The sequence below is a fragment of the Kitasatospora sp. NPDC127121 genome, from assembly GCF_042677305.1.
Lineage (GTDB): Bacteria > Actinomycetota > Actinomycetes > Streptomycetales > Streptomycetaceae > Kitasatospora.
Genome location: NZ_JBHXTQ010000041.1, coordinates 1 through 22,421, shown reverse-complemented (window position 1 = coordinate 22,421; position 22,421 = coordinate 1). Strand labels below are relative to the sequence as shown.

Genomic DNA, 22,421 nt, shown 5'->3' with positions numbered 1-22,421 from the left:
GGCGGCCCGGCCGGTTTCACCCGGACCCGGGAAGCCCGAGGTTCTGGTAGATCTCCGTCGTCACCGTGGAGAAGTTCATGGTCATGAAATGCAGCCCGGGAACCCCCTCGGACAGCAGGCGCCGGCACATTCCGGTGGCGTGATCGATACCGATCGCCCGGACGGCCTTCGGGTTGTCCTGCTGCTTCAGCATGCTTTCGGAAAGCTCATCGGGAATGGCGGCGGTGGTCAGTGTCGGAATCCTCCGAAGTGACCGGATGCTGGTCACTGGCATGATCTCCGGAATGACCGGAACGGTGCAGCCGGCCGATTCCAATCGATCCCGGAAACGGAGGTAGCTGTCCACGTCGAAGAACATCTGGGTGATGGCGTAGTCGGCTCCGGCCCGGCACTTCTCGATGAAGTGCCTGATCTCGGAATCCCAGTCGGGGGACCTCGGGTGCAGGTCGGGGAACGCGGCCACGCCGACGCAGAAGTCGCCGGACTCCTTGATCAGCCGCACCAGGTCGGCGGCGTACTCCACCCCGTCGGGGTGGCGGTGCCAGGTGCCCAGCGGATCGCCCGGCGGGTCGCCGCGCAGCGCCAGGATGTTGCGAACGCCCTGGTCGGCGTAGTGGCCGAGAATGTTCCGCAGTTCGGCGACGCTGTGGCCGACCGCGGTCAGGTGGGCGGTCGGCGTGAGGGTGGTCTCCTGCGCGATGCGGCCGGTGACGTTCACCGTCCGCTCCCGTGTCGACCCGCCGGCGCCGTAGGTCACCGAGACGAAGGTGGGGGACAGCGCTTCCAAGCGCCGGATCGCATTCCACAGGCCGACCTCCGCTTCGGCGCTCCGGGGCGGCATGAATTCGAAGGAAGAGGAAAGCCTGCCGGTCGCGAGGAGTTCGCGGATGGAGGTCGCCCGATCCGTGCGCGTGGAGGGAATTCCGAGTGTCATGGCAGGAGGTTAACCAGCCGGGCTATCGGTAGTCCTCAGGTGTCCACTCTGTGATACGAATTTTCTCGGGGGTGCGAGTTGGGGGACAGGTGGGGCGGGCGGCACAATGGGGGCATGAAAAGACCTTCGCAGGTATTGTCGGGGCTGCCCGAATGGGACCGGTGCGCGGTGATGGGAGTCGTGAACGTGACCCCCGACTCGTTCTCGGACGGCGGCCGCTGGCTGGACCCGGGGCGCGCGGTGGACCGAGGACTGCTGCTGGCCGAGCAGGGCGCCGACATCGTGGACGTCGGCGGGGAGTCGACCCGGCCGGGAGCGACCAGGGTGTCCGAGGAGGAGGAACTGCGCCGGGTCCTGCCGGTGGTGCGCTCGCTCACCGACAAGGGCGTCCTGGTCAGCATCGACACGATGCGGGCCCGGGTCGCCGAAGCGGCGGTGGAATCCGGCGCCCGGATCATCAACGACGTCAGCGGGGGCCGGGCCGACGCGGGCATGATCGGCGCCGCGGCCAGATCCGGAGTGCCCTTCGTCGTCATGCACTGGCGCGGGCAGTCCGCCCGCATGGACGAACTGGCCGCGTACGAGGACGTCGCGGCCGAGGTGATCCGTGAGGTCGCACGGCAGATGGACACGGTGGTGGCGGCCGGGGTCGACCCCTCCCAGGTCATCGTGGACCCGGGCCTCGGCTTCGCCAAACGCCGGCAGGACGACTGGGCGCTGCTGGCATCGCTCGACGCCTGGCGCGTGCTGGGGCGCCCGCTCCTGGTGGCGGCCTCGCGCAAGCGCTTCCTGGGCGAGCTGCTGGCCGACCCGCGGACGGGCGAGGCCCGTCCGGCCCGTGAACGCGACGCGGCCACCGCGGCGGCCAGCGTCCTGGCCGCCGCGCAGGGCGCGTGGGCGGTGCGGGTGCACGAGGTCCGGGACACGGCCGACGCCGTCCGGGTCGAGGCCGCGATCCGAACCAACCGGGCCTGAGAGAGGAAGTACGCGCCATGCCACGTCCGACCGGGCGGAAGGTCTACGCCCACGCCAAGCTGCGCCGACTGCGCCGCGAGCACGGCATGAACCAGGTCGAGCTGGCGCGCGAGCTCGGCATCTCGACCAGCTACCGAGACTATTCGCAGTGCGTCGGGCTTTAGCCCGGTGGTGAAGCGAATCCTTGGCCTGTAGGCGCGGAGCGCCGGAGTGCTCCGTGCAGGTTCTAGGCCGGGCGGTTCTGCTGCTCGATGTACTGGCGGAGCACGCTGATCGGTGCTCCGCCGACCGACCCCGCGAAGTACGAGCCGGACCACAGCTTCTGTGCGCGCCAGTAGTGGCGGACCAGTTCGGGATACTCCTGGCGCATCCGGCGTGAGCTGACGCCCTTGAGGCTGTTGACCAGCTTGGACAGGGCGACCTTCGGGGGGAAGTTCACCAGCAGGTGGACGTGGTTGTTCTCACCGTTGAACTCCACGATCTCGCACTCGAAGTCTTCGGCGACCGTCCGCATGATCTCCTCCACCCGTCGAAGATGGGCGTCGTTGAACACCTTGTGCCGGAATTTCGTCACGAAAACCAAGTGCGCGTGAAGCGCGAATGTGCAGTGCCTGCCTGTACGGATCTCCTGATGCTCAGCCATAAACCAACTGCAGTACTGTGTCGATTGTGCAGCTTCGGTACAGCTTCCGCCTGTACCCGACGGTTGGTCAGCGTTCCTCTCTGGCCCAGGCGTTCGGGTGTGCCCGCGTCGTCTTCAACGATGCCCTTCGGGAACGTGAGGACGCGCGAGCTGCCGGGCTGCCGTTTCCGAAGGCCGCCGAGCTGTCCAAGCGGCTGACGGAGGCGAAGAAGACCCCGGAACGCGCCTGGTTGGGCGAGGTGTCCGCCGTGGTGCTGCAACAGTCCCTGCGGGATCTGGAGACCGCGTACGGAAACTTCTTCGCCTCCCTCAAGGGCACCCGCAAGGGTCCGAAGATCAGACCGCCCCGGTTCAAGTCCCGCAAGGACAACCGGCAGGCGGTGCGGTTCACCGCGAACGCCCGATGGTCGATCACACCGGGCGGCAGGCTGAACCTGCCGAAGATCGGCCCCGTGCCGGTCCGCTGGTCCCGTGTGCTGCCGTCCACCCCGTCCACCGTGACCGTGATCAAGGACGCCGCCGGAAGGTACTTCGCGAGCTTCGTCGTGGAGACCGGCCCCGACCTGCTGCCGGAGACAGGCCAGGCGGTGGGTGTCGACCTCGGGCTGACGCACTTCGCGGTCCTGTCCGACGGCCGGAAGATCGAATCACCGAAGTTCCTGCGCCGTGCCGAGAGGAAACTCAAGCGCGCGCAGCAGGCCCTGTCCCGCAAGGCCGAGGGCAGCAACAACCGCGACAAGCAGCGGGTCAAGGTCGCACGGGCACATGCCCGCGTGGCTGACGCCCGGCGCGAGTTCCACCACCAGCTCTCGACTTCCCTCGTGCGCGAGAACCAAGCGCTCGCGGTCGAGACACTGTCGGTCAAGGGACTCGCGCGTACGCGCCTCGCCAAGTCGGTGCACGACGCCGGATGGTCCGCGTTCCTGAACATGCTGGGATACAAGGCCGGCCGGGCGGGGCGCGAGTTCATCCGCATCGGACGGTTCGAGCCGACCTCTCAGGTCTGCTCGCACTGCGGGATCAAGGACGGCCCCAAGCTCCTGCACGTCCGTGAGTGGACATGCGGGGACTGCGGGACCGTCCACGACAGGGACGTGAACGCCGCCCGGAACATAGCCAAGGCCGCAGGACTTGCGGTCTCAGCCTGTGGAGCGCAGATAAGACCGGGACTCGTCCCGGCACCGCGCGGTGAAGCAGGAACCCACCCGGACGCCGCGTGTTCCACGCGTAGCGTGGAGGGAATCACCGGCCTTCAGGCCGGTTGAGGATGTCAATTCTGGATCGCCCGCACCGTCTCCCACGGCGGTTTCGGCCACCGCGCGCCGCGCAGCGAGTTCGCCGTCGCGCTCGGCTGCGAGCTGCGCCACGCGCACCGCCTCGTCTACGCCGAGGGCGTCGCGCTCGACGCTGCGGGAGCGGCCGCCCCGATCGGGCTGGGCTGCCGGATCTGTGAGCGCCGCGACTGCGCCCAGCGCGCCCGCCCGCCGGCGGGCGGGCGCCTGGCGGTCGAGCCGGACCGCCGCAGCCGCGTTCCCTACGCCGTGCTCGGTGACAGCCCCGGCACCGGGCGCTGGCCGGGGCCGTCGTAGCGGGCGAGCGGGCGGATCAGGGAGTTGTGGGCGAGTTGTTCGGTGATGTGGGCGGTCCAGCCGGTGATGCGGCTCAGCACGAAGAGGGGTGTGAAGACGGGGGTGTCGAAGCCCATCAGGTGGTAGGCGAGGCCGGCGGGGTAGTCGAGGTTGGGGTGGATGCCCTTGCGTTCCAGCATCGCCTCGCGCAGTGCGGCGTGCAGGGCGGCCAGTCGGGCCGTCCCGGGGTCGGCGCTGCGGGCCACCAGGTCGTCCAGGGCGGCCTGCATGATCGGGACGCGGGAGTCGCCGTGCCGGTAGACGCGGTGGCCGAAGCCCATGATCTTCCGCTTGGCGGCGAGTGCCTCGTCGAGCCACTGCGCGGCCCGGGCGGGGTCGCCGATCTCCTCCAGCATGTGCATCACGGCCTCGTTGGCGCCGCCGTGCAGGGGGCCCTTGAGTGCGCCGATCGCGGCGGTGACGGCGCTGTAGAGGTCGGAGAGGGTGGAGGTGACGACGCGCGCGGTGAAGGTGGAGGCGTTGAAGCTGTGCTCGGCGTACAGCACGAGGGAGATCTCGAAGCAGCGGACCACCTCGGGGGCGGGCACCGCGCCGAAGCACATGTGGAAGAAGTTCTCCGCACAGCCGAGCCCGGGGTCCGGCGGGATGGGCGCCAGGCCCCGGCGGCGGCGCTGGTCGGCGGCGACGACGGTGGGCAGTTTCGCCAGCAGGGTGAGGGACTTGACGAGGTTGGGCGCGGGGCGGCCGTCGTCCTCGGTGGGGTCCTCGGCGCCGAAGAAGCTCACGGCGGTGCGCAGCACGTCCATCGGGTGGCAGGTCTCGGGCAGTTTGGCGAGCAGTTCGGCGGTGGTGCGGTCGAGCGGGCGCAGGGCGGCCTCGCGGGCCCGGAACTCCCGCAGCTGTCCGGGGTCGGGCAGTTCGCCGTGCCGCAGCAGGTACGCGACCTCCTCGAAGGAGCGCTGGGCGGCGAGGTCCTGGACGGGGTAGCCGCGGTAGGTGAGGGAGTTGGTCTCCTGGATGACGGTGGAGATCCCGGTGGTGTCGACGACGACCCCGGCGAGGCCGCGGTGGATCCCGGGTGCGGTGGTGGGCATGGCTGGTCTCCGATGCGGGGTCAGGCGCCGGGTGGGAGGGTGAAGTCGAAGACGGAGGTGTCGAAGGCCGCGTACTGCTCGTAGCCGAGGAGTTCGTACAGCCGGGAGCGGGTCTGCATGCGCGGCAGCAGCGACTCCTGGGTGCCCTCGGCGGCGAGGGTGCGCAGGCCGTCCTCGACCGCGCCCATGGCCAGGCGCAGCAGGGTGACGGGGTAGAGCGCGATCTCGTACCCGAGGTCCTGGAGGGTGCGGGCGTCGAGCAGCGGGGACTTGCCGAACTCGGTCATGTTGGCGAGCAGCGGGACGTCGACGGCCTTGCGGAAGGCCTCGAACTCGGCCTCGTCGGCGAGGGCTTCGGGGAAGATCGCGTCGGCTCCGGCGTCGACGTAGGCCTTGGCCCGGTCGATCGCGGCGCGCAGGCCTTCGACGGAGCGGGCGTCGGTGCGGGCCATCAGCAGGAAGTCGGGGTCGCGCCGGGCGTCGACGGCGGCGCGCAGGCGGCGGGTCATGTCCTCGCGGGGGACGACCGCCTTGCCGTCGAGGTGGCCGCAGCGCTTGGGGTTGACCTGGTCCTCCAGGTGCAGGCCGGCGAGGCCGGCGTCCTCCATCAGCTGGACGGTGCGGGCGGCGTTCATGGGTTCGCCGAAGCCGGTGTCGGCGTCGATCAGGACGGGCAGGTCGGTGGCCCGGGCGGTCTGCTGGGCGCGGGTGGCGACCTCGGTGGCGGTGGTCAGGCCGATGTCGGGCAGGCCCAGGTCGGCGGCGAGGACGGCGCCGGAGAGGTAGGCGGCCTCGTAGCCGAGGTCCTGGATGAGCCGGGCGGAGAGCGGGTTGAGCGCGCCGGGCATCGTCAACAGCCGCCCGGTGGCGAGGCGTTCGCGCAGGGCGCGGCGGCGCTGGGCGGGGGTGGTGCGGGTGTGCAGCATCAGAACAGGCCCTTCGGGAGGAGTGCGTCGAACGCGCGCACGGCCTCGGTGTCGACGGCCGGGAACAGGTCGTCCAGGTCCGCGGCCTTCAGCTCGGCGAGATCGGCGGCGGCTGACAGGAAGCGGTCCTGGTCGGCGGGGGAGACGACGCCCTCGGCCAGGGTGCGGAACTTCCGCTCGTACGCGGGGCGGTCGAAGGGGCGCGTGCCGGCGGGGTGGGCGTCCGCCACGCCCAGTTCGTCCTGGATCATGGTGCCGTCGTCCAGGGTGATCACCACGCGCCCGCCGAAGGCCCGCCGGGCCGGGTCGGGGTCGTGGTAGCGGGCGGTCCACTCCGGGTCCTCGACCGTGGTGATCTTCTGCCAGAGCGTCACGGTCTCCGGGCGTTGGGCCCGTTCGGGGGCGTAGGAGCGCTCGTGGTGCCAGGCGCCGTCCTCCAGCGCGACGGCGAGGATGTACGGGATGGAGTGGTCGAGGGTCTCCCGGCTCGCGGTCGGGTCGTACTTCTGCGGGTCGCCCGAGCCGGAGCCGATGACGTGGTGGGTGTGGTGGCTGGTGTGCAGGACGACCGAGCGCACCTTCTCCAGCGGGCCGGCCTTCTCGCGCAGCCGCCGGGCCAGGTCGATGATCGCCTGGGCCTGGTACTCGGCGGAGTGCTCCTTGGTGTAGGTGTCCAGGATCGCCCGCCGCGGCTCGCCGGGCCCGGGCAGCAGCACGGTGTAGTCGGACTGCGGGCCGTCGAGCAGCCAGGCGAGGAAGCCGTCCTCGCCCTCGTAGACGGGGGACGGGGAGGCCTCGCCGCGCATCGCCCGGTCCACGGCCTCGATCGCGGCCTTGCCGGCGAAGGCGGGGGCGAAGGCCTTCCAGCTGGAGATCTCGCCCTTGCGGGACTGCCGGGTGGCCGTCGTGGTGTGCACGGCCTGCTGCACCGCCTGGTACACGGTCGCGGTCGGCAGCCGCAGCAGCGCGCCGAGCCCGCAGGCGGTGGCCGCGCTCAGGTGCGCGACGTGGTCGATCCGGTGGGCGTGCAGGCAGATGCCCCGCACCAGCGCGACGTGGACCTCGTAGGCGGCGACGATGCCGCGCAGCAGGTCGGCCCCGCTGCGGCCGGTGTGCTGGGCGACGGCCAGCAGCGGCGGGATGTTGTCGCCGGGGTGGGAGTAGTCGGCGGCGAGGTACGTGTCGTGGAAGTCCAGTTCGCGCACCGCCGTGCCGTTGGCCCAGGCCGCCCACTCCGGCGAGACCCGGGTCGGGCTGCCGAACACCCGGGCGCCCGGCGCGCCGCGGTGGGCGAGCGCCTGGGCGCGGGCCACCGCCACGGGCCGACGCAACAGCGACGCGACGGCCACCGCCGCGTTGTCGATCACCCGGTTGACGGCCATGTTCACGCTGGCCGGGTCCAGCTCCTCGGTGCCGGTGCCGGTGCCGGTGCCAGTGCCGGTGGCGACGGCGGCGAGCTTCCAGGCGAGCTGCTCCTCACGCGGCAGCCGGTCGGCACTGGGGTGGACGCGGACGTGGTGCTCGATCACGGGACTCCTCGGGGGCGTTCGACGGCTCTCGGGCTTGCATGATCGAGCCTGCGCGTCGGACGGCCGATGATCCAGCATGCCAATCGGTGGAATCCGTACGGCGGATTCCTGTGAACCTGCGAAACCTGCGAACGTCGCTGGGGGGAACCGGTTCCCCGCAGCGGCCCGGGACAGCGCAGCGCCCCGGAGAGCGCGCGGGTGGCGCGTTCTCCGGGGCGCTGGGCGTAGCGGGCGCCGAGGGGCCGTCAGGTCGAGGGGTGTGCGTGGAACCCGCGTCCGCTCTTGCGGCCGAGCAGGCCCGCCTCGACCATGCGGGAGAGCAGGGGCGGCGGCGCGTAGAGCGGCTCCTTGTACTCGTCGTACATGGACTCGGCGATGGCCTGCACGGTGTCCAGGCCGATGAGGTCGGCGAGTTGGAGCGGGCCCATGGGGTGGGCGCAGCCGTGGACCATGCCGGCGTCGATGTCCTCGGGGCTGGCGTGGCCGGCCTCGGCCATCCGGACGGCGGAGAGCAGGTAGGGCACCAGCAGGGCGTTGACGACGAAGCCGGCCCGGTCGCGGGAGCGGATGACGTGTTTGCCGAGGGTGTCCCGGGTGAAGGCCTCCACCCGGTCGAGGACGGTCGGGGCGGTGTGCAGCGAGGCGACCAGTTCGACGAGCGGCATGACGGGGGCGGGGTTGAAGAAGTGCAGGCCGAGGACGTGGGAGGCGCGGTCGGTGGTGATGCCGAGTCGGGTGACCGGGATGGCGGAGGTGTTGGTGGCCAGGACGGCATCGTCGGCGACGAGCACCTTGTCCAGGGTGCCGAGCACCTCGGTCTTGACCCGTTCGTCCTCGACGACGGCCTCGACGACGAGCTGGCGGTCGGCGAGCGCTTCCAGGTCGTCGGCGAACAGCAGGTGGGCCCAGGCGTCCGTGCGCTGCTGCTCGTTGATCCGGCCACGGTCGACGGCGCGGTGCAGCGAGCGGTCGATCCGGGCCCGGGCGGCGCGCAGGGCGCCTCGGCCGGCCTCGCAGACGACGGTGTCCAGGCCGGCGCGGGCGAAGACCTCGGCGATGCCGGAGCCCATCTGCCCGGCGCCGACGACCGCGACGCGGCGAATGTCGTTCATGGTGTTGCCTCCGTGGTCGGGCGGCTCAGGCCGCGGTGCGGATCCGCACGAGGTGGCGGGCGTAGGCCTCGGTGGTGAGGAAGGCGGGCAGGTCGGCGCCGAGAGCGGTCTCCTCCAGGATCCGTACGGCGTCGTCCACCAGCGCCGGGTCGGCGCCCTCGGCGAGCAGGGCGGCGCGCTCGCGGTCGATCAGCCGCCGTACGAGGTCGGGGGTGGCGAGCGAGCCGCCGGTCAGCCGGGAGCAGTGGTGCTGCCACTGCCAGATCTGGCAGCGGGCGATCTCGGCGGTGGCGACGTCCTCCATCAGGCCGAAGACGGCGACGGCCCCGGAGCCGCCGAGCCAGGCCGTCAGGTAGCGCAGGGCGACGGCGACGTTGGAGCGCAGGCCCTGTTCGGTCGGCAGGCCGACGGACAGCCTGTGCACGCCGAGCAGGTCGGCGGCGGTGACCTCGACGTCCTCGCGGGTGCGGTCGAGCTGGTGCGGGCGGCCGTCGAGGACGGTGTCGAAGGCCGCCCGGCAGGTGGCGACGAGGCCGGGGTGGGCGACCCAGGAGCCGTCGAAGCCGTCGCCGGCCTCGCGCTCCTTGTCGGCGCGGACCTTGGTCAGGGCCGCCTCGTTGGCGGCGGGGTCGCGCTGCGGGACGGCGGCGGCCATGCCGCCGATGGCGTGGGCGCCGCGGCGGTGGCAGGTGCGCACCAGCAGGTCGGTGTAGGCGCGCAGGAAGGGCTGGGTCATGGTGAGGGTGGCGCGGTCCGGCAGGACGTAGCGGGGGCCGTGCGTGGCGAAGTTCTTGATCAGGCTGAACAGGTAGTCCCAGCGCCCGGCGTTGAGGCCGGCCGCGTGCTCGCGCAGCTCGTACAGGATCTCGTCCATCTCGAACGCGGCGGTGATGGTCTCGATCAGCACGGTGGCGCGGATCGTTCCGTGCGGGATGCCCAACTCGTGCTGGGCGAAGGTGAAGACGTCGTTCCACAGCCGGGCTTCGAGGTGGTTCTCCAGCTTGGGCAGGTAGAAGTACGGGCCGCTGCCGCGCTCGATCTGCCGCCGGCCGCAGTGGAAGAGGTGGAGGCCGAAGTCGACGAGGGCGCCGATCGCCGGGCGGCCGTCGATCAGCAGGTGCTGCTCGTCGAGGTGCCAGCCGCGCGGGCGCACGACGATGGTGGCGGGCGTGTCGCCGATCCGGTACCGCTTGCCCTCCGGGGTGGTGTCGTCGATCCGGCGTTCGATGGCGTCGAGCAGGTTCAGCTGGCCGGTGAGCAGGTTGTGCCAGGTGGGGGAGGTGGCGTCCTCGAAGTCCGCCAGCCACACCTTCGCGCCGGAGTTGAGCGCGTTGACGGCCATCCGGCGCTCGGGCGGGCCGGTGATCTCCACCCGGCGGTCCGCCAGGCCGGGGCCGGCGCCAGCCACCCGCCAGGTGGTGTCCTCGCGGACGGCGCGGGTCTCGGGCAGGAAGTCCAGGGTGGCGCCTGCGGCGAGGAGCGCACTGCGGCGGCGGCGCTCGGCGAGGAGTTCGGCGCGGCGGCAGGCGAAGGCCCCGTGCAGGCGTGCCAGGAAGTCCAGGGCGTCAGGGGTGAGGATCTCGTCGAAGCGGTCCTCGTGTTCGCCGAGGACGTCGATGCGGCTGGGCTGGCTCATCCGGTTCTCCAGGTGGCGGGCGGGAGGGCGCCCGGGGCATCGTCCCTCAACGAGGCCCCGGGCGGCGGGGTGAAAGGCGGTCTCTCCTCGAAGAGGCCGCCGGGGATGGCTCAGTGGAACTGCTCGGCCTCGGTGGAGCCGGTCAGGGCGAGCGTCTCGGCGTTCGGGTTGAGCGCGGTGGAGACCAGGTCGAAGTACCCGGTGCCGACCTCGCGCTGGTGCTTCACCGCGGTGTAGCCCTGCGGCACGGCCGCGAACTCGGCCTCCTGGAGGTCGACGTAGGCCGTCATCCCGTGCTCGGCGTAGCCGCGGGCGAGCTGGAACATCGAGTGGTTCAGCGCGTGGAAGCCGGCCAGCGTGATGAACTGGAAGCGGTAGCCCATCGCGCCCAACTCCCGCTGGAACTTTGCGATCTGGTCGTCGTCCAGGGCCGCCTTCCAGTTGAAGGACGGCGAGCAGTTGTAGGCGAGCATCTTGTCCGGGTACTCGGCCTTGAGCGCCTCGGCGAACTCGCGGGCCTGGGCGAGGTCGGGGGTGCCGGTCTCCACCCAGATCAGGTCCGCGTACGGGGCGAACGCGAGGCCGCGCGAGATCACCGGGGCCATGCCCGGCTCGACCCGGTAGAAGCCCTCGGCGGTGCGCTCGCCGGTGCAGAACCGGGCGTCGCGCTCGTCGACGTCGCTGGTCAGCAGGTTGGCGGCGAGCGCGTCCGTGCGGGCCACGATCAGGGTCGGCACATCCGCGAGGTCGGCGGCCAGGCGGGCGGAGTTGAGGGTGCGGACGTGCTGGGCGGTGGGGACGAGCACCTTGCCGCCCAGGTGCCCGCACTTCTTCTCGGAGGCGAGCTGGTCCTCGTAGTGGATGCCCGCCGCGCCGGCCGCGATCATGCCCTTGGTGAGCTCGAAGGCGTTCAGCGGACCGCCGAACCCGGCCTCCGCGTCGGCGACGATCGGCACCAGCCAGTCCGGCCCGCCGTCCGTCCCTTCCGCCGCGTCGATCTCGTCGGCGCGCAGCAGCGCGTTGTTGATCCGACGCACCACCTGGGGAACGGAGTTGGCCGGGTAGAGGCTCTGGTCCGGGTAGGTCTGCCCGGCCTGGTTGGCGTCGGCCGCGACCTGCCACCCGGACAGGTAGATCGCCTGCAGCCCGGCCCTCACCATCTGCACGGCCTGGCCGCCCGTCAGCGCGCCGAGGGCGTGCACGTAGTCCTGCTCGTGCAACTGCCGCCACAGGCGCTCGGCGCCCCGGCGGGCCAGCGTGTGCTCCTCGCGGACGGTGCCGGACAGCCGCACGACCTCGGCCGCCGAGTACGTGCGCTCGATGCCCGCCCACCGCGGGTCGGACGCCCACCGCGCGGCCAGCGCCGCCGCCTGCTGCTCCTGCTGCTGCCGGACCGACTGAGTCATGGGTCTGCTCCCCAGGGGTGCTCGTTGCGAAGGTTGTGAGGTGTCTCACCGCAAGGGCGAGTGGGCGGCCGGGCGGTGCCGGGCGGCGGCGGAACACCGCAGGACGTGGACGCCCGGACAGCCTGCCCGGCCGCGACCGACCTGGTGTTTCGCCGCTGTCCTGCGCACCTCCCGGCCGCACCACCGACTCTGGCACCCCGCGAGGCCGCCGTCACCGATGGACCACTGCCAACTTCTGCGAACGTTCCTCGGCAAATCTGCGAAGGTTGCGACGACTTGGCGCCTCGCGGTGCGGCTAGGCTTCCCGCACCGGATCGGCCGACGCCCGGTGAGGGGAGAGCGACACGATGGGAAAGGCCTTCGCCGGCGCCCGGCTGCGCCGCCTGCGCGAGGAACGCGGACTCAGCCAGGCCGCCCTCGCCCGGCTGATCGACCTCTCACCCAGCTACCTCAACCAGCTGGAGCACGACGCCCGCCCGCTCACCGTGCCCGTCCTGCTGCGCCTCACCGAGGCCTTCGGCGTCGAGGCCGGGTACTTCGCCCCGCCCGACAGCGCCCGGCTCACCGCCGAACTGCGCGACGCGCTCGGCGAGGAGCTCGCGGCCGGGCGGGTCACCGCCGGGGACCTCGACGAGGTGGCCGCCCGCCTGCCCGCCGTGGCGCGGCTGCTCATGGACCTCGGTCGCAGCCGACGGGCGGTCGCCGAACAGCTCGCCGTCCTCGTGGGGGACCGCGGCCCGGCGCCCGACACCCTCACCCCGCACGAACAGGTCCGCGAGTTCTTCTACCGCCGCCAGAACTACCTCCACGAACTCGACACCGCAGCCGAGGAGTTGGCCGCAGTCATCGGCCTGCGGCGCGGCGAGGTCAGGGCGGTGCTGGCCGACCGGCTCGCCTCCGGCCACGGCGTACGGACCGTCGCCGGAGGCGAGCACCTGCACCGGTACGACCCGCGCAGTAAGGTCCTGAGCCTGTCGGACCGGCTGCGCCCGGGCCAGCAGGCCTTCCGGATGGCCACCCAACTCGCCTACCTGGAACACGATCCGCTGCTGTCCGAACTCGCGGCCCAGGACAGCCCGGAAGGCTCCACCGCCTGGTCGCTCACCCGGATCGGCCTGGCCAACTACTTCGCCGCCGCCCTCGTGCTGCCGTACGCCGCCTTCCACGCCGAGGCCGAATCGGCGCGCTACGACATCGAGCACCTCGCCGACCACTTCGGCGTCGGCTACGAGACGGTCTGCCACCGGCTCAGCACCCTCCAACGGCCCCGGCTGCGCGGCGTACCGTTCTCCTTCGTCCGGGTCGACCGGGCCGGCAACGTCTCCAAGCGCCAGTCCGCGACCGACTTCCACTTCTCCCGCACCGGCGGCACCTGCCCGCTGTGGAACGTCTACGAATCCTTCGCCGCCCCCGGCCGGGTCCACGTCCAGGTCGCCGCCATGCCCGACGGCCGGCGCTACCTCTGGACCGCCCGCGCCGTCACCCGCTCACCCGGCGGCTGGGGCCGCCCCGGCAAGACCTTCGCCATCGGCCTCGGCTGCGAACTCCGCCACGCCACAAGGCTCGTGTACTCGGCGGGACTGGACCTCGGCGACGAGACGGCCGCCACCCCGATCGGGCTCGGCTGCAAGGTGTGCGAACGCCCGGCGTGCCCCCAGCGCGCCGCACCCGCCATCGGCCGGCCGCTCGCGCTCGACGAGCACACCAGCACCTTCATCCCGTACCCCGCGCTGCCCGACCCCCGGAACTGAAGGCCGCCACCCGGCGTACCGGCACCTCCGTCCGAGCCCGACGCCCGGCGGTTCGAGCCCGACGTCCGTCCGTCCGAGCCCGACGCCCGGCGGTTCGAGCCCGACGTCCGTCCGTCCGAGCCCGACGCCCGGCGGTTCGCGCTCGGCGGGCTTCGCGCGGGCACCGCCCGACCCGCTCCGGGAATCATGCAGGTGCTCGGAACTTCCCCGACGTCCGGTCCGACTTCTGTGCCGGACGCCGTCGCCGACAGCGTCCGGCAGAGCACACCCCTTCACCCCAGGAGCGCGAGCATGTGCGGGATCACCGGCTGGGTGTCCTTCCACCAGGACATCGGCCAGTCCTTCCACCAGGACACCGGCCACGGCGCCGCCTCCGTCATCCAGGCCATGACCGACACCATGGCCCTGCGCGGACCCGACGCCGGCGGGGTCTGGCTCGGCCGCCACGCCGCGCTCGGCCACCGCCGCCTCGCCGTCATCGACATCGAGGGCGGCACCCAGCCCATGCCCGACCGCCCCGAACACCCGCAGGTGGTGCTCACCTACAGCGGCGAGGTCTACAACCACCACCGGCTGAGATCCGAACTCGCCGCCAAGGGCCACCGGTTCGAGACCCGGAGCGACACCGAGGTGGTCCTGCGCGCCTACCAGGAGTGGGGAGACGCCCTGGTCGACCACCTGGAGGGCATGTACGCCTTCGCCGTCTGGGACGACCGCGAGCAGCGCCTGCTGCTGGTCCGCGACCGGCTCGGGGTCAAGCCGCTGTTCTGGGCCGAAACCGACGGCGGCCTCGTCTTCGGCTCCGAACCCAAGGCCCTGTTCGCCCACCGCGAGGTGACCCCCACCGTGGACGCCGACGGCCTGCGCGAGGCCTACAGCCTGCTGTTCAACACCGGCCCCACCGTCTGGGCCGGTGTCCGCGAGGTGCACCCCGGCAGCCTGCTCGTCCTCGACCGCGACGGCATCCGCGAACGGCGCTACTGGGAGCTGACCGCCCGCCCGCACACCGACGACCCGCAGACCACCACCGAGCTGATCGGCGGCCTGGTCGACCGCGCCGCCCGTACCCAGCTGGAGGCCGACGTCCCGCTGTGCAGCCTGCTCTCGGGCGGCCTCGACTCCACCGTCGTCACCGCCCTGATCGCCGACGAACTCCGGCTCCGCGAAGGGCCGCAGGCCACGCTGCGCTCCTACGCCGTCGACTACAGCGACCAGGCCGAACGGTTCACCGGCGACGTGCTGCGCACCGGCCACGACACCCCGTTCGCCGCCGAGGCCGGCGCGTTCATCGGCACCGAGCACTCCACCGTCGTCCTCGACCCCCGTGCCCTGCTCGACCCGGACAACCGGCGCGCCGTGGTCGTCGCCCGGGACTCGCCGATCGGCGTCGGCGACATGGACACCTCGCTCTACCTGCTGTTCGGGGAGATCCGCAAGCACTCCACCGTCGCCCTCTCCGGCGAGGCCGCCGACGAGGTCTTCGGAGGCTACCCGTGGTTCCACAACCCGAAGGCGCTCGCCGCTCGCGCCTTCCCCTGGCTCCTGGTCACCGGGGACCAGGCCGCCATGCCCCTGCACCCCGACCTCGCCGCCCAGCTGCGCATCCCCGAGTTCCGCGCCGACACCTACCGCACCGCCGTGGCCGCCGTCCCCCGCCTCGACTCCGAGAGCGCCGCCGAACACCGCCTGCGCGAGATGCAGCACCTCTCGCTCACCCGCTGGCTGCGCCAACTCCTGCACCGCAAGGACCGCCTCTCCATGGCCCAGGGCCTGGAGGTGCGGGTGCCCTACTGCGACCACCGCCTCGTCGAGTACGCCTTCAACACTCCCTGGGCGATGAAGAACCACGACGGCCGGGAGAAGAGCCTGCTGCGCGACCTCGGCCGGGGCATCGCGCCCGACTCGGTGCTGTGGCGGCCGAAGAACCACTACCCGGCCACCCACCACCCCGACTACAACGCAGGCCTGCAGCGGCTGGCCCGCGAGGCGCTGGACGCACCGCACGTACGGGACATCGCCGACGAGACGGTCGTCGGGGCCGCCCTCGACACCCCTGCCGAGCAGTTGCCGTGGGGCCACCGGCTCCGCCTGGAGCGGGTCGTCGACCTCGCGCTGTGGCTCGACCACCACCGCCCCGCCCTGGCCCTCTGACCTCACCACCTCGCCGACTCGCCGCCGGGCCTCCCCGTCTCCCGGCCGGAGCCGGGCCGGGGAGGCCGGGTGGCGTCAGCGCTGGGCGGTCAGGGGCGCGTAGGCGTCGGGGCGGCGGGTGGCGTTGAAGGGGAAGAGTTCGAGCCAGTCGTGGCGCTGGTCGAGGTCGAGGTCGGCGACTAGGACGGCGGCCTCGTCGCGCGGTGCCCGGGCGAGTACGCGGCCGTACGGGTCGACGATGAACGAGCTGCCGTAGAAGGTGAGTTCGCCTTCGGTGCCGATGCGGTTGGGGACGACCATGAAGGTGGCGTTGGCGATGGCGTTGCCGGTGATGACCTGCTGCCACAGCGGCTGGGTGTCGAAGCCGGGGTGGCCCGGCTCGGAGCCGATGGCGGTCGGGTAGACGAGGACGTCGGCGCCGGCGAGGGAGTAGGCGCGGGCGAGCTCGGGGAACCACTGGTCCCAGCAGGTCGGCAGGCCGATGGCGGCGTCGCCCACCTCGGCGAGGGGGAAGGCGTCCTCGCCGGCCGGGCCCTGACGGAACCAGGTGTCCTCGTAGTAGCCCTCGGTCACGGGGATGTGCAGCTTGCGGGTGCGCTGCACCAGGGTGCCGTCGGGGGCGACGAGGATCGCGGTGTTGTAGCCGAGGCCGTCGGGGCCGTCCGGCCCGTCGGCCTTCTCGAAGAGCGAGGCGTGCACGTGGAGGCCGTGCTCGCGGGCGGCGGCCGCGGCGAACGTGAAGGTCGGGCCGGTGCGCAGGTCCTCGGGCTCGACGGCCTGCGGGTGGTCGGCCTGGCGCAGCACGGCGAAGTACGGGGAGAGCGTGAGCTCCTGGAGGGCGACGAGGGTGGCGCCCTGTTCGGCGGCGAGCCGGATCCCCTCCAGCAGGCCGGCCCGGTGCTGCTCGGGGTCCGCGTGCCAGCGCTGCTGGACGAGGGCGACCCGCAGGGCGGCGCGCCGGGGTGCGCGGGTGCGGGCCGGGGACGCGGGCGGGTTCAGGGCGGTGATCAGGCGCATGGCGGGTCCTCGGGTCGTCTCGGGTGATGGTGTCGGGAGCAGCGGCCGAAGCCGTGCCGGAACGTTCCGGCACGGGTGACCCTAAGCTGTGCCGGAACGTTCCGGCAAGGGGGTGCGAGCAGCACCGCAGGCGCCCGGACGACGGGTGGCTCCCGGTACTGCGTCTAGACTTCCGGGCTGTGACCAGCCGATCCGTGACCCTGTTCGACGTGGCCCGGGCGGCCGGGGTGTCCAAGAGCACCGCCTCCGATGCCCTCCTCGGATCCGGCCGGGTGGCCGAGGCGACGCGCGAACGCGTCCAGGCCGCGGCCCGAGAGCTCGGCTACCGGCCGAACTCGGCGGCGCGCAGCCTGCGCCGCTCCAGCACCGGGGCGGTGGGCCTGTACCTGCCGCGCACGGCGACCCGCCTCGACTACTACATGAAGCTGGCGTTCGGCGCCGTCGAGCGGGCCCGTGAGGACGGCCTCGACGTGGTGCTGCTGGCCCCCGGGAAGGCGGCGGAGGGCGGGCTGGCCGCCCGGGTCGACGGACTGATGGTCATCGATCCCGAGGTCGACGACCCGGCCGTGCCCGGCCTGCTGGCCGCCGGCGTACCCGTGGTCACCGGGGAGCGCTACCTCGGCGGCGGGGCCGCGCCCAGCGGGTCGGTGGTGTGCGACAACGCCACCTCGCTCGCCGCCCTGCTGGACCACCTCGCGCAGCGCGGGGCACGCCGCCCGGCGCTGCTGGCCCCCGGCCCGGGATCCGACTGGGCGGCCGCCCTGCGGGCCGCCGCCGCCGACTGGACCGGGCGCCACGGCGTCGAGGTCGCCGTGCGGACGGTCCCGTTCGCGGCCACGCCGACCGAGGCCGAGGCCGCCACCACGGACCTGCTCGCCGGCACCCCGGGCCTGGACGCCGTGGTCTGCGCCCCCGACGGCGCGGTGCCCGGCGTGCTCGCAGCCGTGGCCCGGGCAGGCCTGCGGGCCGGATCCGAGGTGCTGGTGGCCGCCTGCGTCGACGGCGCCGCGGCACGCGGGTCGAGCCCGCAGGTGACGGCGGTGGACCTGCGCGCGGCGGAGTACGGCCGCGAATGCGCCGCCCTGCTCAGCGACCTGCTGTCGGGCGCGGCGGACCCGGGCGTGGTACGGACCCACGCGTGGGAACTCCACGTCCGTTCATCCACCGCCGGGCGCGGCTGACACCGACCCGAACGGACACCGGCCGTGCCCCTGGACGACGACCGGGCGTCCGCGCAGTTCACTCCAGGGCCCGGGCCCTGACAGGGGCCGGTGCCGGGCCGCCTACCGCCCGCAGCCAACTGCGCGCCGCGCGCGCCGAAGTCAGGTGGACCAGCGTCAGCTCGGGGTGGGCCGCGAGCCGGTCCAGCGTGCGCCGGCGGTGGGCGGAGTGCCTGGCCCAGGCCCAGCGGATCGGGTGTTCCGGGTCGAGCCAGTCGCGGAAGCGCTCGCGGTTGCCGTTCCAGAGTTCGCGGCGGCTGAGCGCGCGGGCGAACGAGCGGCGCAGGACGCGGTACATGACGGTGGCCCGGGGCAGGTCGAGCCAGACGTAGGTGTCGGCCCGAGCAGTCAGCAGGTCACCGAGCAGCCGGGTGTACTGGTCCTCGACGACCCAGCGCGAGGTGCTCGCGAACGCCTCGACGTCGGAGCGGAACTCCGGGCGCGGAGTCCAGTTCGGGCCGTGGTGCAGGGCGTCCAGCTCGTACCGCGGCAGACCGAGCCGCTCGGCCAGCCGCCCGGCCATCGTCGTCTTGCCGGCCCCTGAGATCCCCGCGATCAGCACCCGTTCCACGACCGCCACCTTAGAGGACATCTCATTTGGGTGGCTGAGCAGGCTGCAGGTGTCACGATCGTGGAGCGCCTCGTCCCGGACGAGTTGTGGGAGCTGTTCCAGTTGGTGGTGCCGGAGGCGCCGACTCGGTGGCTGGCGGCGCTACGGGGACTTTGTAGGAGAAATTCCTGAAACGGATCTACGTTTCTGGCTATGGGAACCAAACCCGTCCTCGCTCCTCGGAAGTCAACAAGAAAGGGCCGGGTCGGCTCTGCAGCGCGACTCCGACCACAGGGCGAGGCGCATCTCGGTGCCGTATCCGCTGGGCTATCCCCGGTCAGGCGCCGGCCCGCTGCTGGTCGACGATACCGATCAGCAGCGGGCCATGCAGAGACCAGACCTCACGAGAAGTCGTTCGTGATTGCTTTGATCATGGCATCCGCTCGCATGGATCCGTACTCGGTGGCCAGAACCTGTTTGAAGTACCCCCACTGTTGGCGAACTTCATCCGTGACTTGACCGATAACCTGATCATAGTTCGTTGTTCCGGACGCGAATTCCACCATCGAGCGCCGCCTCCACGTGTCGTCCTTGGAAAGACCTATGCCGTTGCCACAGTACGAATCGGTGCAGTCATCCTGATGGGTGACGCGCGGGGCCACTCCCGGATGATCGCTATGCCTTACGCAGTCGTTGTTGTCTTTCTGTTTGTGCTGCGCGTCGGACTCGTTGTGGAAGCAGCCGGTGGTCAGTTCGTCTGGCACCATCTTGCCGAACTGGTCGAGATCGGCCAGCTCATTCCCGTGTGCGTAGAATTCCTTCATATTGAAGAACGGCGCTGGCGCCTTCAGGGCGAGGCCGGGTACGTTGTCGAATCCGAGAGATTGGCCGGGAGCTGCCTTGTCGGCGTAGTTGCTGTGCGCATAGAAGTCCTCGACCACGTGCCACCAGCGGCCGAGCCCCTCCAGAACGACACACTTCTTCTGTCCGCCGGTCCCCAGGTCATACTTGCATTCCTTGGTTCGAACCTGGTCCTGATAGGGCTTTCCGCTGCCGTCGACGAGGCCGTCTGCGGCTTTCACCGCATTTTTGAACTGGGTGAACGCGAATTGTGCGCACGCCTGCAGATTTTCGGTGGCCTGTTTTCTGGTTCGGGGGTAGACCTTGTTCCCGTAGTACTTGGAGGGCAGGTAGTCGGCATTGTCGCAATGCGCCTCGGACATGTCATGCGTGGAGCCCGAGTCGTTTGCCGTCACGGCCCTCTTGATCTGCTCCGCCGTTTTCGGCGAAAAATTCACGGCAGCAAGGGTGACCTGTTCGTGAATCGGGCCACGGTAAGTGACCACATGCGCCAAACTGGAAGAATTACCAATCGACAGGAGCGTTATTGTGGCGATGGCCACGACCGAGAGACGAAGCGGTGAGTGGTTGTGGAACATGGCACTACTCCCCAATGGTCGGCGCTATTGCGCAGGGGGGTGAGGCGCACCTTCTCGGGCTCTTTGCCCGGTTGGACAGCGGGATGGGCGGTACGGCGTGCCACCACCCCATCTCGCTTATCTTATTATCGCTCTCGTCCACCATGGTCGCCACCGGAATGATTCGAGTGCGATCGGAGAATTGCTCCGAACGGGCCGATGGTCAGGATCTGATGGTCGGACTTCCACCGTGGGCTGCTGGCCAAACTCGGTGAGGCTCGCAAGATGGCTCGGAATGGTGAAGAGGGCCTGATCGTTCTATAGCGAGACGGCGGCGGCCCCGGAGGACGGCCGTCCTCGTCTCCGGGGTCGAGGGCGAATACGTTCGTTCGGGTGGATTGGTGCCGACGACGACAGGTGGGGCGCGGTCCGGCCGCCATGATGCCGTCACGGAACGACCACCCGTAGGGAGCGCCTCACCATGACGACGCAAGGCCAGGCCACCACCGAGACCGGCGACGAACCACTGGACCTGGCCGACCAGGAGCTGGTCCGCGATCCGTTCACCTCCTACGCGCACATCCGCGAACGCGAGCACCTGGTGCGGGGCCGCGTACCAGGCGTCGATCCCATGTGGGTGGCCACCCGCCACGACGACATCCGCACGATCATGAGCGATCCCGACTTCACCATCGACGCCGCGACCGTACCCGGCGCGAAGGTGGCCCACCGCACCGAACAGACCTGGCAGGCCCGCGGCATGTACGCGGGCCACGAGAAGTACCTGCGCGCCGGGATCTTCGACTCGGACGGCTCCGACCACCGCCGTCTGCGCGGCCTGGTCACCGCCGCGTTCTCCCCGCGCCGCGTGGCCGCGCTGCGCCCCCGGATCGAAGCCATCGCCGCCGACCTGCTCGACCGCCTGCCGGACCACGCCGAGGACGGCGTCGTCGACCTGATCGAACACTTCGCCCGACCGCTGCCCATCACCGTCATCTGCGAACTCATCGCCGTCCCCGAAGCCGACCGCGACCGCTGGCGGAGCCGCAGCGCCACCCTGGCCGCCGGCACCTGCGGGGAGGAACTGGGCGACGCGCTCGCCGGCATGGTCGCCGACGCCCACCTCCTCATCGGCCTCCACACCGCCGACCCCGGCGACGACCTCATCTCCGAACTGCTCGCGCCCCACCACGACGACCGCCTGAGCACCGACGAGCTCGTCTCACTCATCACCAACCTGGTCGTCGCCGGGCACATCACCACCGTCAACCTCATCGCCAACAGCACCGAAGCGCTCCTCGCCCACCCCGACCAGCTCGCCCTGCTGCGCGCGGACCCCGCCCTCATGCCGCACGCCGTCGACGAACTCATGCGCTACTGCGGACCCGTCGTGCGCGCGCTGCCCCGCTACGCCACCCGCGACACCACCGTCGGCGCCACCCCGGTGTGCGCCGGAGAAGCCGTCCTCCCGATCGTGTCCGCGGCCAACCGCGACCCTGCCGCCTTCGCCGACTCCGACCGCCTCGACCTCGGCCGCACCCGCCACAGCAAGGAGCCCCACCTCGGCTTCGGGCACGGCGCACACCGCTGCCTGGGCGCGCACCTCGCCCAGGAGGAGACCGCCGTCGCCCTGGCCGCCCTGTTCAACCGGGTACCCGACCTGCAACTCGCCGTCGACCCGGAGCACCTGCAACGCGGCACCAACCCGCTCAACTGGCACCTGAAGACCCTCCCCGTACGCCTCCAACCCCCGAGCCACACGCCGCTGGTCTAGAAGGCTGATGAAGATGTTGGGTTCTGGCCCCGCCGCGTGAGCGGCGGGGCCAGACTCGTGTTGTGGCGATGGGGGAATGGTCCGGAGAGACTGTCGGGCCGGATGTCTGGGAGACCTGCCGGGACCTGATTCCGGCAGGGAGTGTGTTCGCGTTCCTGGCCGAGCATCGCGGCCGGCTGTTTCCTGCGGTGATGTTCACGGACATGTACCCGTCGGCGAACGGCCGCCCGAGCATGCCGCCCCAGATCCTGGCAGCCGCGATCACTCTTCAGGCCCTGCACGGGCTATCGGACTTCGAGACGGTCCAGGAACTGCGCTGCGACCTGCGGTGGAAGGCAGCGTGCGGACTCGGCCTGCACGACACCGCGTTCGATTCCTCACTCCTGGCCTACTTCCGCCGCCGCCTGGCCCGCTCCGCCCAACCGAACCGCGTGTTCGAGGCCGTGCGGGAGGTGGTGAAGGCGACCGGGGCCCTCAAGGGCAAGCACCGCCGGGCGCTGGATTCGACCGTGCTGGACGACGCGGTCGCCACCCAGGACACCGTGACCCAGCTGATCGCCGCCGTGCGTGCGGTGATCCGCGAGGTCCCCGGCGCCGACGCGGTCGCCACCCGCCACTGCACCGCACACGACTACGCCGACCCGGGCAAGCCCCGCATCGCCTGGAACGACGCCCAGGCCCGCGCCGACCTCGTGG

17 protein-coding genes and 3 pseudogenes are annotated in these 22,421 nt (G+C 71.4%); 9 read left to right on the top strand and 11 right to left on the bottom strand.

What is annotated here, in order from left to right; genetic code table 11:
* Positions 1 to 16: 16 nt before the first annotated feature.
* The gene (gene metF, locus ACFVHI_RS20960; protein ID WP_380341486.1) at positions 17 to 934 is read right to left on the bottom strand and encodes a methylenetetrahydrofolate reductase [NAD(P)H]; all 918 of its coding nucleotides are present in this window, start codon (positions 932 to 934) and stop codon (positions 17 to 19) included.
* 114 nt (positions 935 to 1,048) lie between these two features.
* Here metF and folP point away from each other — a divergent pair, with 114 nt between their 5' ends.
* Positions 1,049 to 1,909 (top strand): dihydropteroate synthase, encoded by an 861-nt coding sequence (gene folP, locus ACFVHI_RS20955; RefSeq protein WP_380341484.1) that lies wholly within the window; start codon positions 1,049 to 1,051, stop codon positions 1,907 to 1,909.
* Positions 1,910 to 1,926: 17 nt separating this feature from the next.
* Positions 1,927 to 2,043 (top strand): annotated as a pseudogene (locus ACFVHI_RS20950) (helix-turn-helix domain-containing protein); the annotation flags it as partial.
* Between the two features lie 92 nt (positions 2,044 to 2,135).
* Here ACFVHI_RS20950 and tnpA read toward each other — a convergent pair.
* Positions 2,136 to 2,552: an IS200/IS605 family transposase gene (tnpA, locus tag ACFVHI_RS20945; RefSeq protein WP_380341481.1), complete on the bottom strand. Its 417-nt coding sequence runs from the start codon at positions 2,550 to 2,552 to the stop codon at positions 2,136 to 2,138.
* Between the two features lie 26 nt (positions 2,553 to 2,578).
* Between tnpA and ACFVHI_RS20940 the strand changes: the two genes are divergently transcribed.
* On the top strand, positions 2,579 to 3,817 hold the full coding sequence (locus ACFVHI_RS20940) for an RNA-guided endonuclease InsQ/TnpB family protein (RefSeq protein ID WP_380341479.1): 1,239 nt from the start codon (positions 2,579 to 2,581) through the stop codon (positions 3,815 to 3,817).
* 9 nt (positions 3,818 to 3,826) lie between these two features.
* A pseudogene (locus ACFVHI_RS20935) lies at positions 3,827 to 4,141 on the top strand (short-chain fatty acyl-CoA regulator family protein); the annotation flags it as partial.
* On the opposite strand, the gene ACFVHI_RS20930 reads toward ACFVHI_RS20935, so the two are convergent.
* From ACFVHI_RS20930 to aceA, 6 genes are all read right to left on the bottom strand, one after another.
* Positions 4,087 to 5,235, bottom strand: coding sequence for a bifunctional 2-methylcitrate synthase/citrate synthase (locus tag ACFVHI_RS20930; protein WP_380341476.1), 1,149 nt, complete (start codon positions 5,233 to 5,235; stop codon positions 4,087 to 4,089). The pseudogene ACFVHI_RS20935 and the gene ACFVHI_RS20930 sit on opposite strands and share 55 nt — an antisense overlap.
* A gap of 20 nt (positions 5,236 to 5,255) precedes the next feature.
* Positions 5,256 to 6,161, bottom strand: a complete 906-nt coding sequence (gene prpB, locus ACFVHI_RS20925; protein ID WP_380341473.1) for a methylisocitrate lyase — start codon at positions 6,159 to 6,161, stop codon at positions 5,256 to 5,258.
* Entirely contained in the window at positions 6,161 to 7,690 is a 1,530-nt protein-coding gene (locus ACFVHI_RS20920) for an MmgE/PrpD family protein (RefSeq protein ID WP_380341470.1), read from the bottom strand. Before ACFVHI_RS20920 ends, prpB begins: the two co-directional genes overlap by 1 nt.
* A 245-nt stretch (positions 7,691 to 7,935) precedes the next feature.
* Entirely contained in the window at positions 7,936 to 8,802 is an 867-nt protein-coding gene (locus tag ACFVHI_RS20915; protein WP_063352214.1) for a 3-hydroxybutyryl-CoA dehydrogenase, read from the bottom strand.
* A 25-nt stretch (positions 8,803 to 8,827) separates the two neighbouring features.
* Entirely contained in the window at positions 8,828 to 10,438 is a 1,611-nt protein-coding gene (gene aceB, locus ACFVHI_RS20910) for a malate synthase A (RefSeq protein WP_380341467.1), read from the bottom strand.
* A 110-nt stretch (positions 10,439 to 10,548) separates the two neighbouring features.
* Positions 10,549 to 11,844, bottom strand: coding sequence for an isocitrate lyase (gene aceA, locus ACFVHI_RS20905; RefSeq protein WP_063352213.1), 1,296 nt, complete (start codon positions 11,842 to 11,844; stop codon positions 10,549 to 10,551).
* A gap of 347 nt (positions 11,845 to 12,191) precedes the next feature.
* On the opposite strand from aceA, the gene ACFVHI_RS20900 reads away from it, so the two are divergent.
* Both ACFVHI_RS20900 and asnB read left to right on the top strand, forming a co-directional pair.
* Entirely contained in the window at positions 12,192 to 13,595 is a 1,404-nt protein-coding gene (locus tag ACFVHI_RS20900; RefSeq protein WP_380341464.1) for a short-chain fatty acyl-CoA regulator family protein, read from the top strand.
* Between the two features lie 291 nt (positions 13,596 to 13,886).
* The gene (gene asnB / locus ACFVHI_RS20895; protein ID WP_380341461.1) at positions 13,887 to 15,746 is read left to right on the top strand and encodes an asparagine synthase (glutamine-hydrolyzing); all 1,860 of its coding nucleotides are present in this window, start codon (positions 13,887 to 13,889) and stop codon (positions 15,744 to 15,746) included.
* A 75-nt stretch (positions 15,747 to 15,821) separates the two neighbouring features.
* On the opposite strand, the gene ACFVHI_RS20890 is transcribed toward asnB, so the two are convergent.
* Positions 15,822 to 16,763 (bottom strand): nitrilase-related carbon-nitrogen hydrolase, encoded by a 942-nt coding sequence (locus ACFVHI_RS20890; RefSeq protein WP_380341458.1) that lies wholly within the window; start codon positions 16,761 to 16,763, stop codon positions 15,822 to 15,824.
* Positions 16,764 to 16,942: 179 nt separating this feature from the next.
* Between ACFVHI_RS20890 and ACFVHI_RS20885 the strand changes: the two genes are divergently transcribed.
* Positions 16,943 to 17,944 carry a LacI family DNA-binding transcriptional regulator gene (locus ACFVHI_RS20885; RefSeq protein ID WP_380341455.1) on the top strand — a complete coding sequence of 334 codons (1,002 nt, stop codon included), beginning with the start codon at positions 16,943 to 16,945 and terminating at the stop codon, positions 17,942 to 17,944.
* 58 nt (positions 17,945 to 18,002) lie between these two features.
* On the opposite strand, the gene ACFVHI_RS20880 is transcribed toward ACFVHI_RS20885, so the two are convergent.
* Together ACFVHI_RS20880 and ACFVHI_RS20875 are read right to left on the bottom strand one after the other, a co-directional pair.
* Complete coding sequence (locus tag ACFVHI_RS20880; RefSeq protein ID WP_063352208.1) at positions 18,003 to 18,575, bottom strand: hypothetical protein; 573 nt, start codon at positions 18,573 to 18,575, stop codon at positions 18,003 to 18,005.
* Between the two features lie 359 nt (positions 18,576 to 18,934).
* Positions 18,935 to 19,972, bottom strand: a complete 1,038-nt coding sequence (locus tag ACFVHI_RS20875) for a hypothetical protein (RefSeq protein ID WP_380341452.1) — start codon at positions 19,970 to 19,972, stop codon at positions 18,935 to 18,937.
* A 460-nt stretch (positions 19,973 to 20,432) separates the two neighbouring features.
* On the opposite strand from ACFVHI_RS20875, the gene ACFVHI_RS20870 reads away from it, so the two are divergent.
* Together ACFVHI_RS20870 and ACFVHI_RS20865 are read left to right on the top strand one after the other, a co-directional pair.
* The gene (locus ACFVHI_RS20870; RefSeq protein ID WP_380341449.1) at positions 20,433 to 21,725 is read left to right on the top strand and encodes a cytochrome P450; all 1,293 of its coding nucleotides are present in this window, start codon (positions 20,433 to 20,435) and stop codon (positions 21,723 to 21,725) included.
* A 36-nt stretch (positions 21,726 to 21,761) separates the two neighbouring features.
* A pseudogene (locus tag ACFVHI_RS20865) lies at positions 21,762 to 22,421 on the top strand (transposase); the annotation flags it as partial.

What these genes read in the sequence shown, in the direction of transcription:
- metF (WP_380341486.1), bottom strand. Translation starts at nt 934, where the DNA reads ATGACACTCGGAATTCCCTCCACGCGCACGGATCGGGCGACCTCCATC.
- folP (WP_380341484.1), top strand. Translation starts at nt 1,049, where the DNA reads ATGAAAAGACCTTCGCAGGTATTGTCGGGGCTGCCCGAATGGGACCGG.
- tnpA (WP_380341481.1), bottom strand. Translation starts at nt 2,552, where the DNA reads ATGGCTGAGCATCAGGAGATCCGTACAGGCAGGCACTGCACATTCGCG.
- ACFVHI_RS20930 (WP_380341476.1), bottom strand. Translation starts at nt 5,235, where the DNA reads ATGCCCACCACCGCACCCGGGATCCACCGCGGCCTCGCCGGGGTCGTC.
- prpB (WP_380341473.1), bottom strand. Translation starts at nt 6,161, where the DNA reads ATGCTGCACACCCGCACCACCCCCGCCCAGCGCCGCCGCGCCCTGCGC.
- ACFVHI_RS20915 (WP_063352214.1), bottom strand. Translation starts at nt 8,802, where the DNA reads ATGAACGACATTCGCCGCGTCGCGGTCGTCGGCGCCGGGCAGATGGGC.
- aceB (WP_380341467.1), bottom strand. Translation starts at nt 10,438, where the DNA reads ATGAGCCAGCCCAGCCGCATCGACGTCCTCGGCGAACACGAGGACCGC.
- aceA (WP_063352213.1), bottom strand. Translation starts at nt 11,844, where the DNA reads ATGACTCAGTCGGTCCGGCAGCAGCAGGAGCAGCAGGCGGCGGCGCTG.
- ACFVHI_RS20900 (WP_380341464.1), top strand. Translation starts at nt 12,192, where the DNA reads ATGGGAAAGGCCTTCGCCGGCGCCCGGCTGCGCCGCCTGCGCGAGGAA.
- asnB (WP_380341461.1), top strand. Translation starts at nt 13,887, where the DNA reads ATGTGCGGGATCACCGGCTGGGTGTCCTTCCACCAGGACATCGGCCAG.
- ACFVHI_RS20890 (WP_380341458.1), bottom strand. Translation starts at nt 16,763, where the DNA reads ATGCGCCTGATCACCGCCCTGAACCCGCCCGCGTCCCCGGCCCGCACC.
- ACFVHI_RS20880 (WP_063352208.1), bottom strand. Translation starts at nt 18,575, where the DNA reads ATGTCCTCTAAGGTGGCGGTCGTGGAACGGGTGCTGATCGCGGGGATC.
- ACFVHI_RS20875 (WP_380341452.1), bottom strand. Translation starts at nt 19,972, where the DNA reads ATGTTCCACAACCACTCACCGCTTCGTCTCTCGGTCGTGGCCATCGCC.
- ACFVHI_RS20870 (WP_380341449.1), top strand. Translation starts at nt 20,433, where the DNA reads ATGACGACGCAAGGCCAGGCCACCACCGAGACCGGCGACGAACCACTG.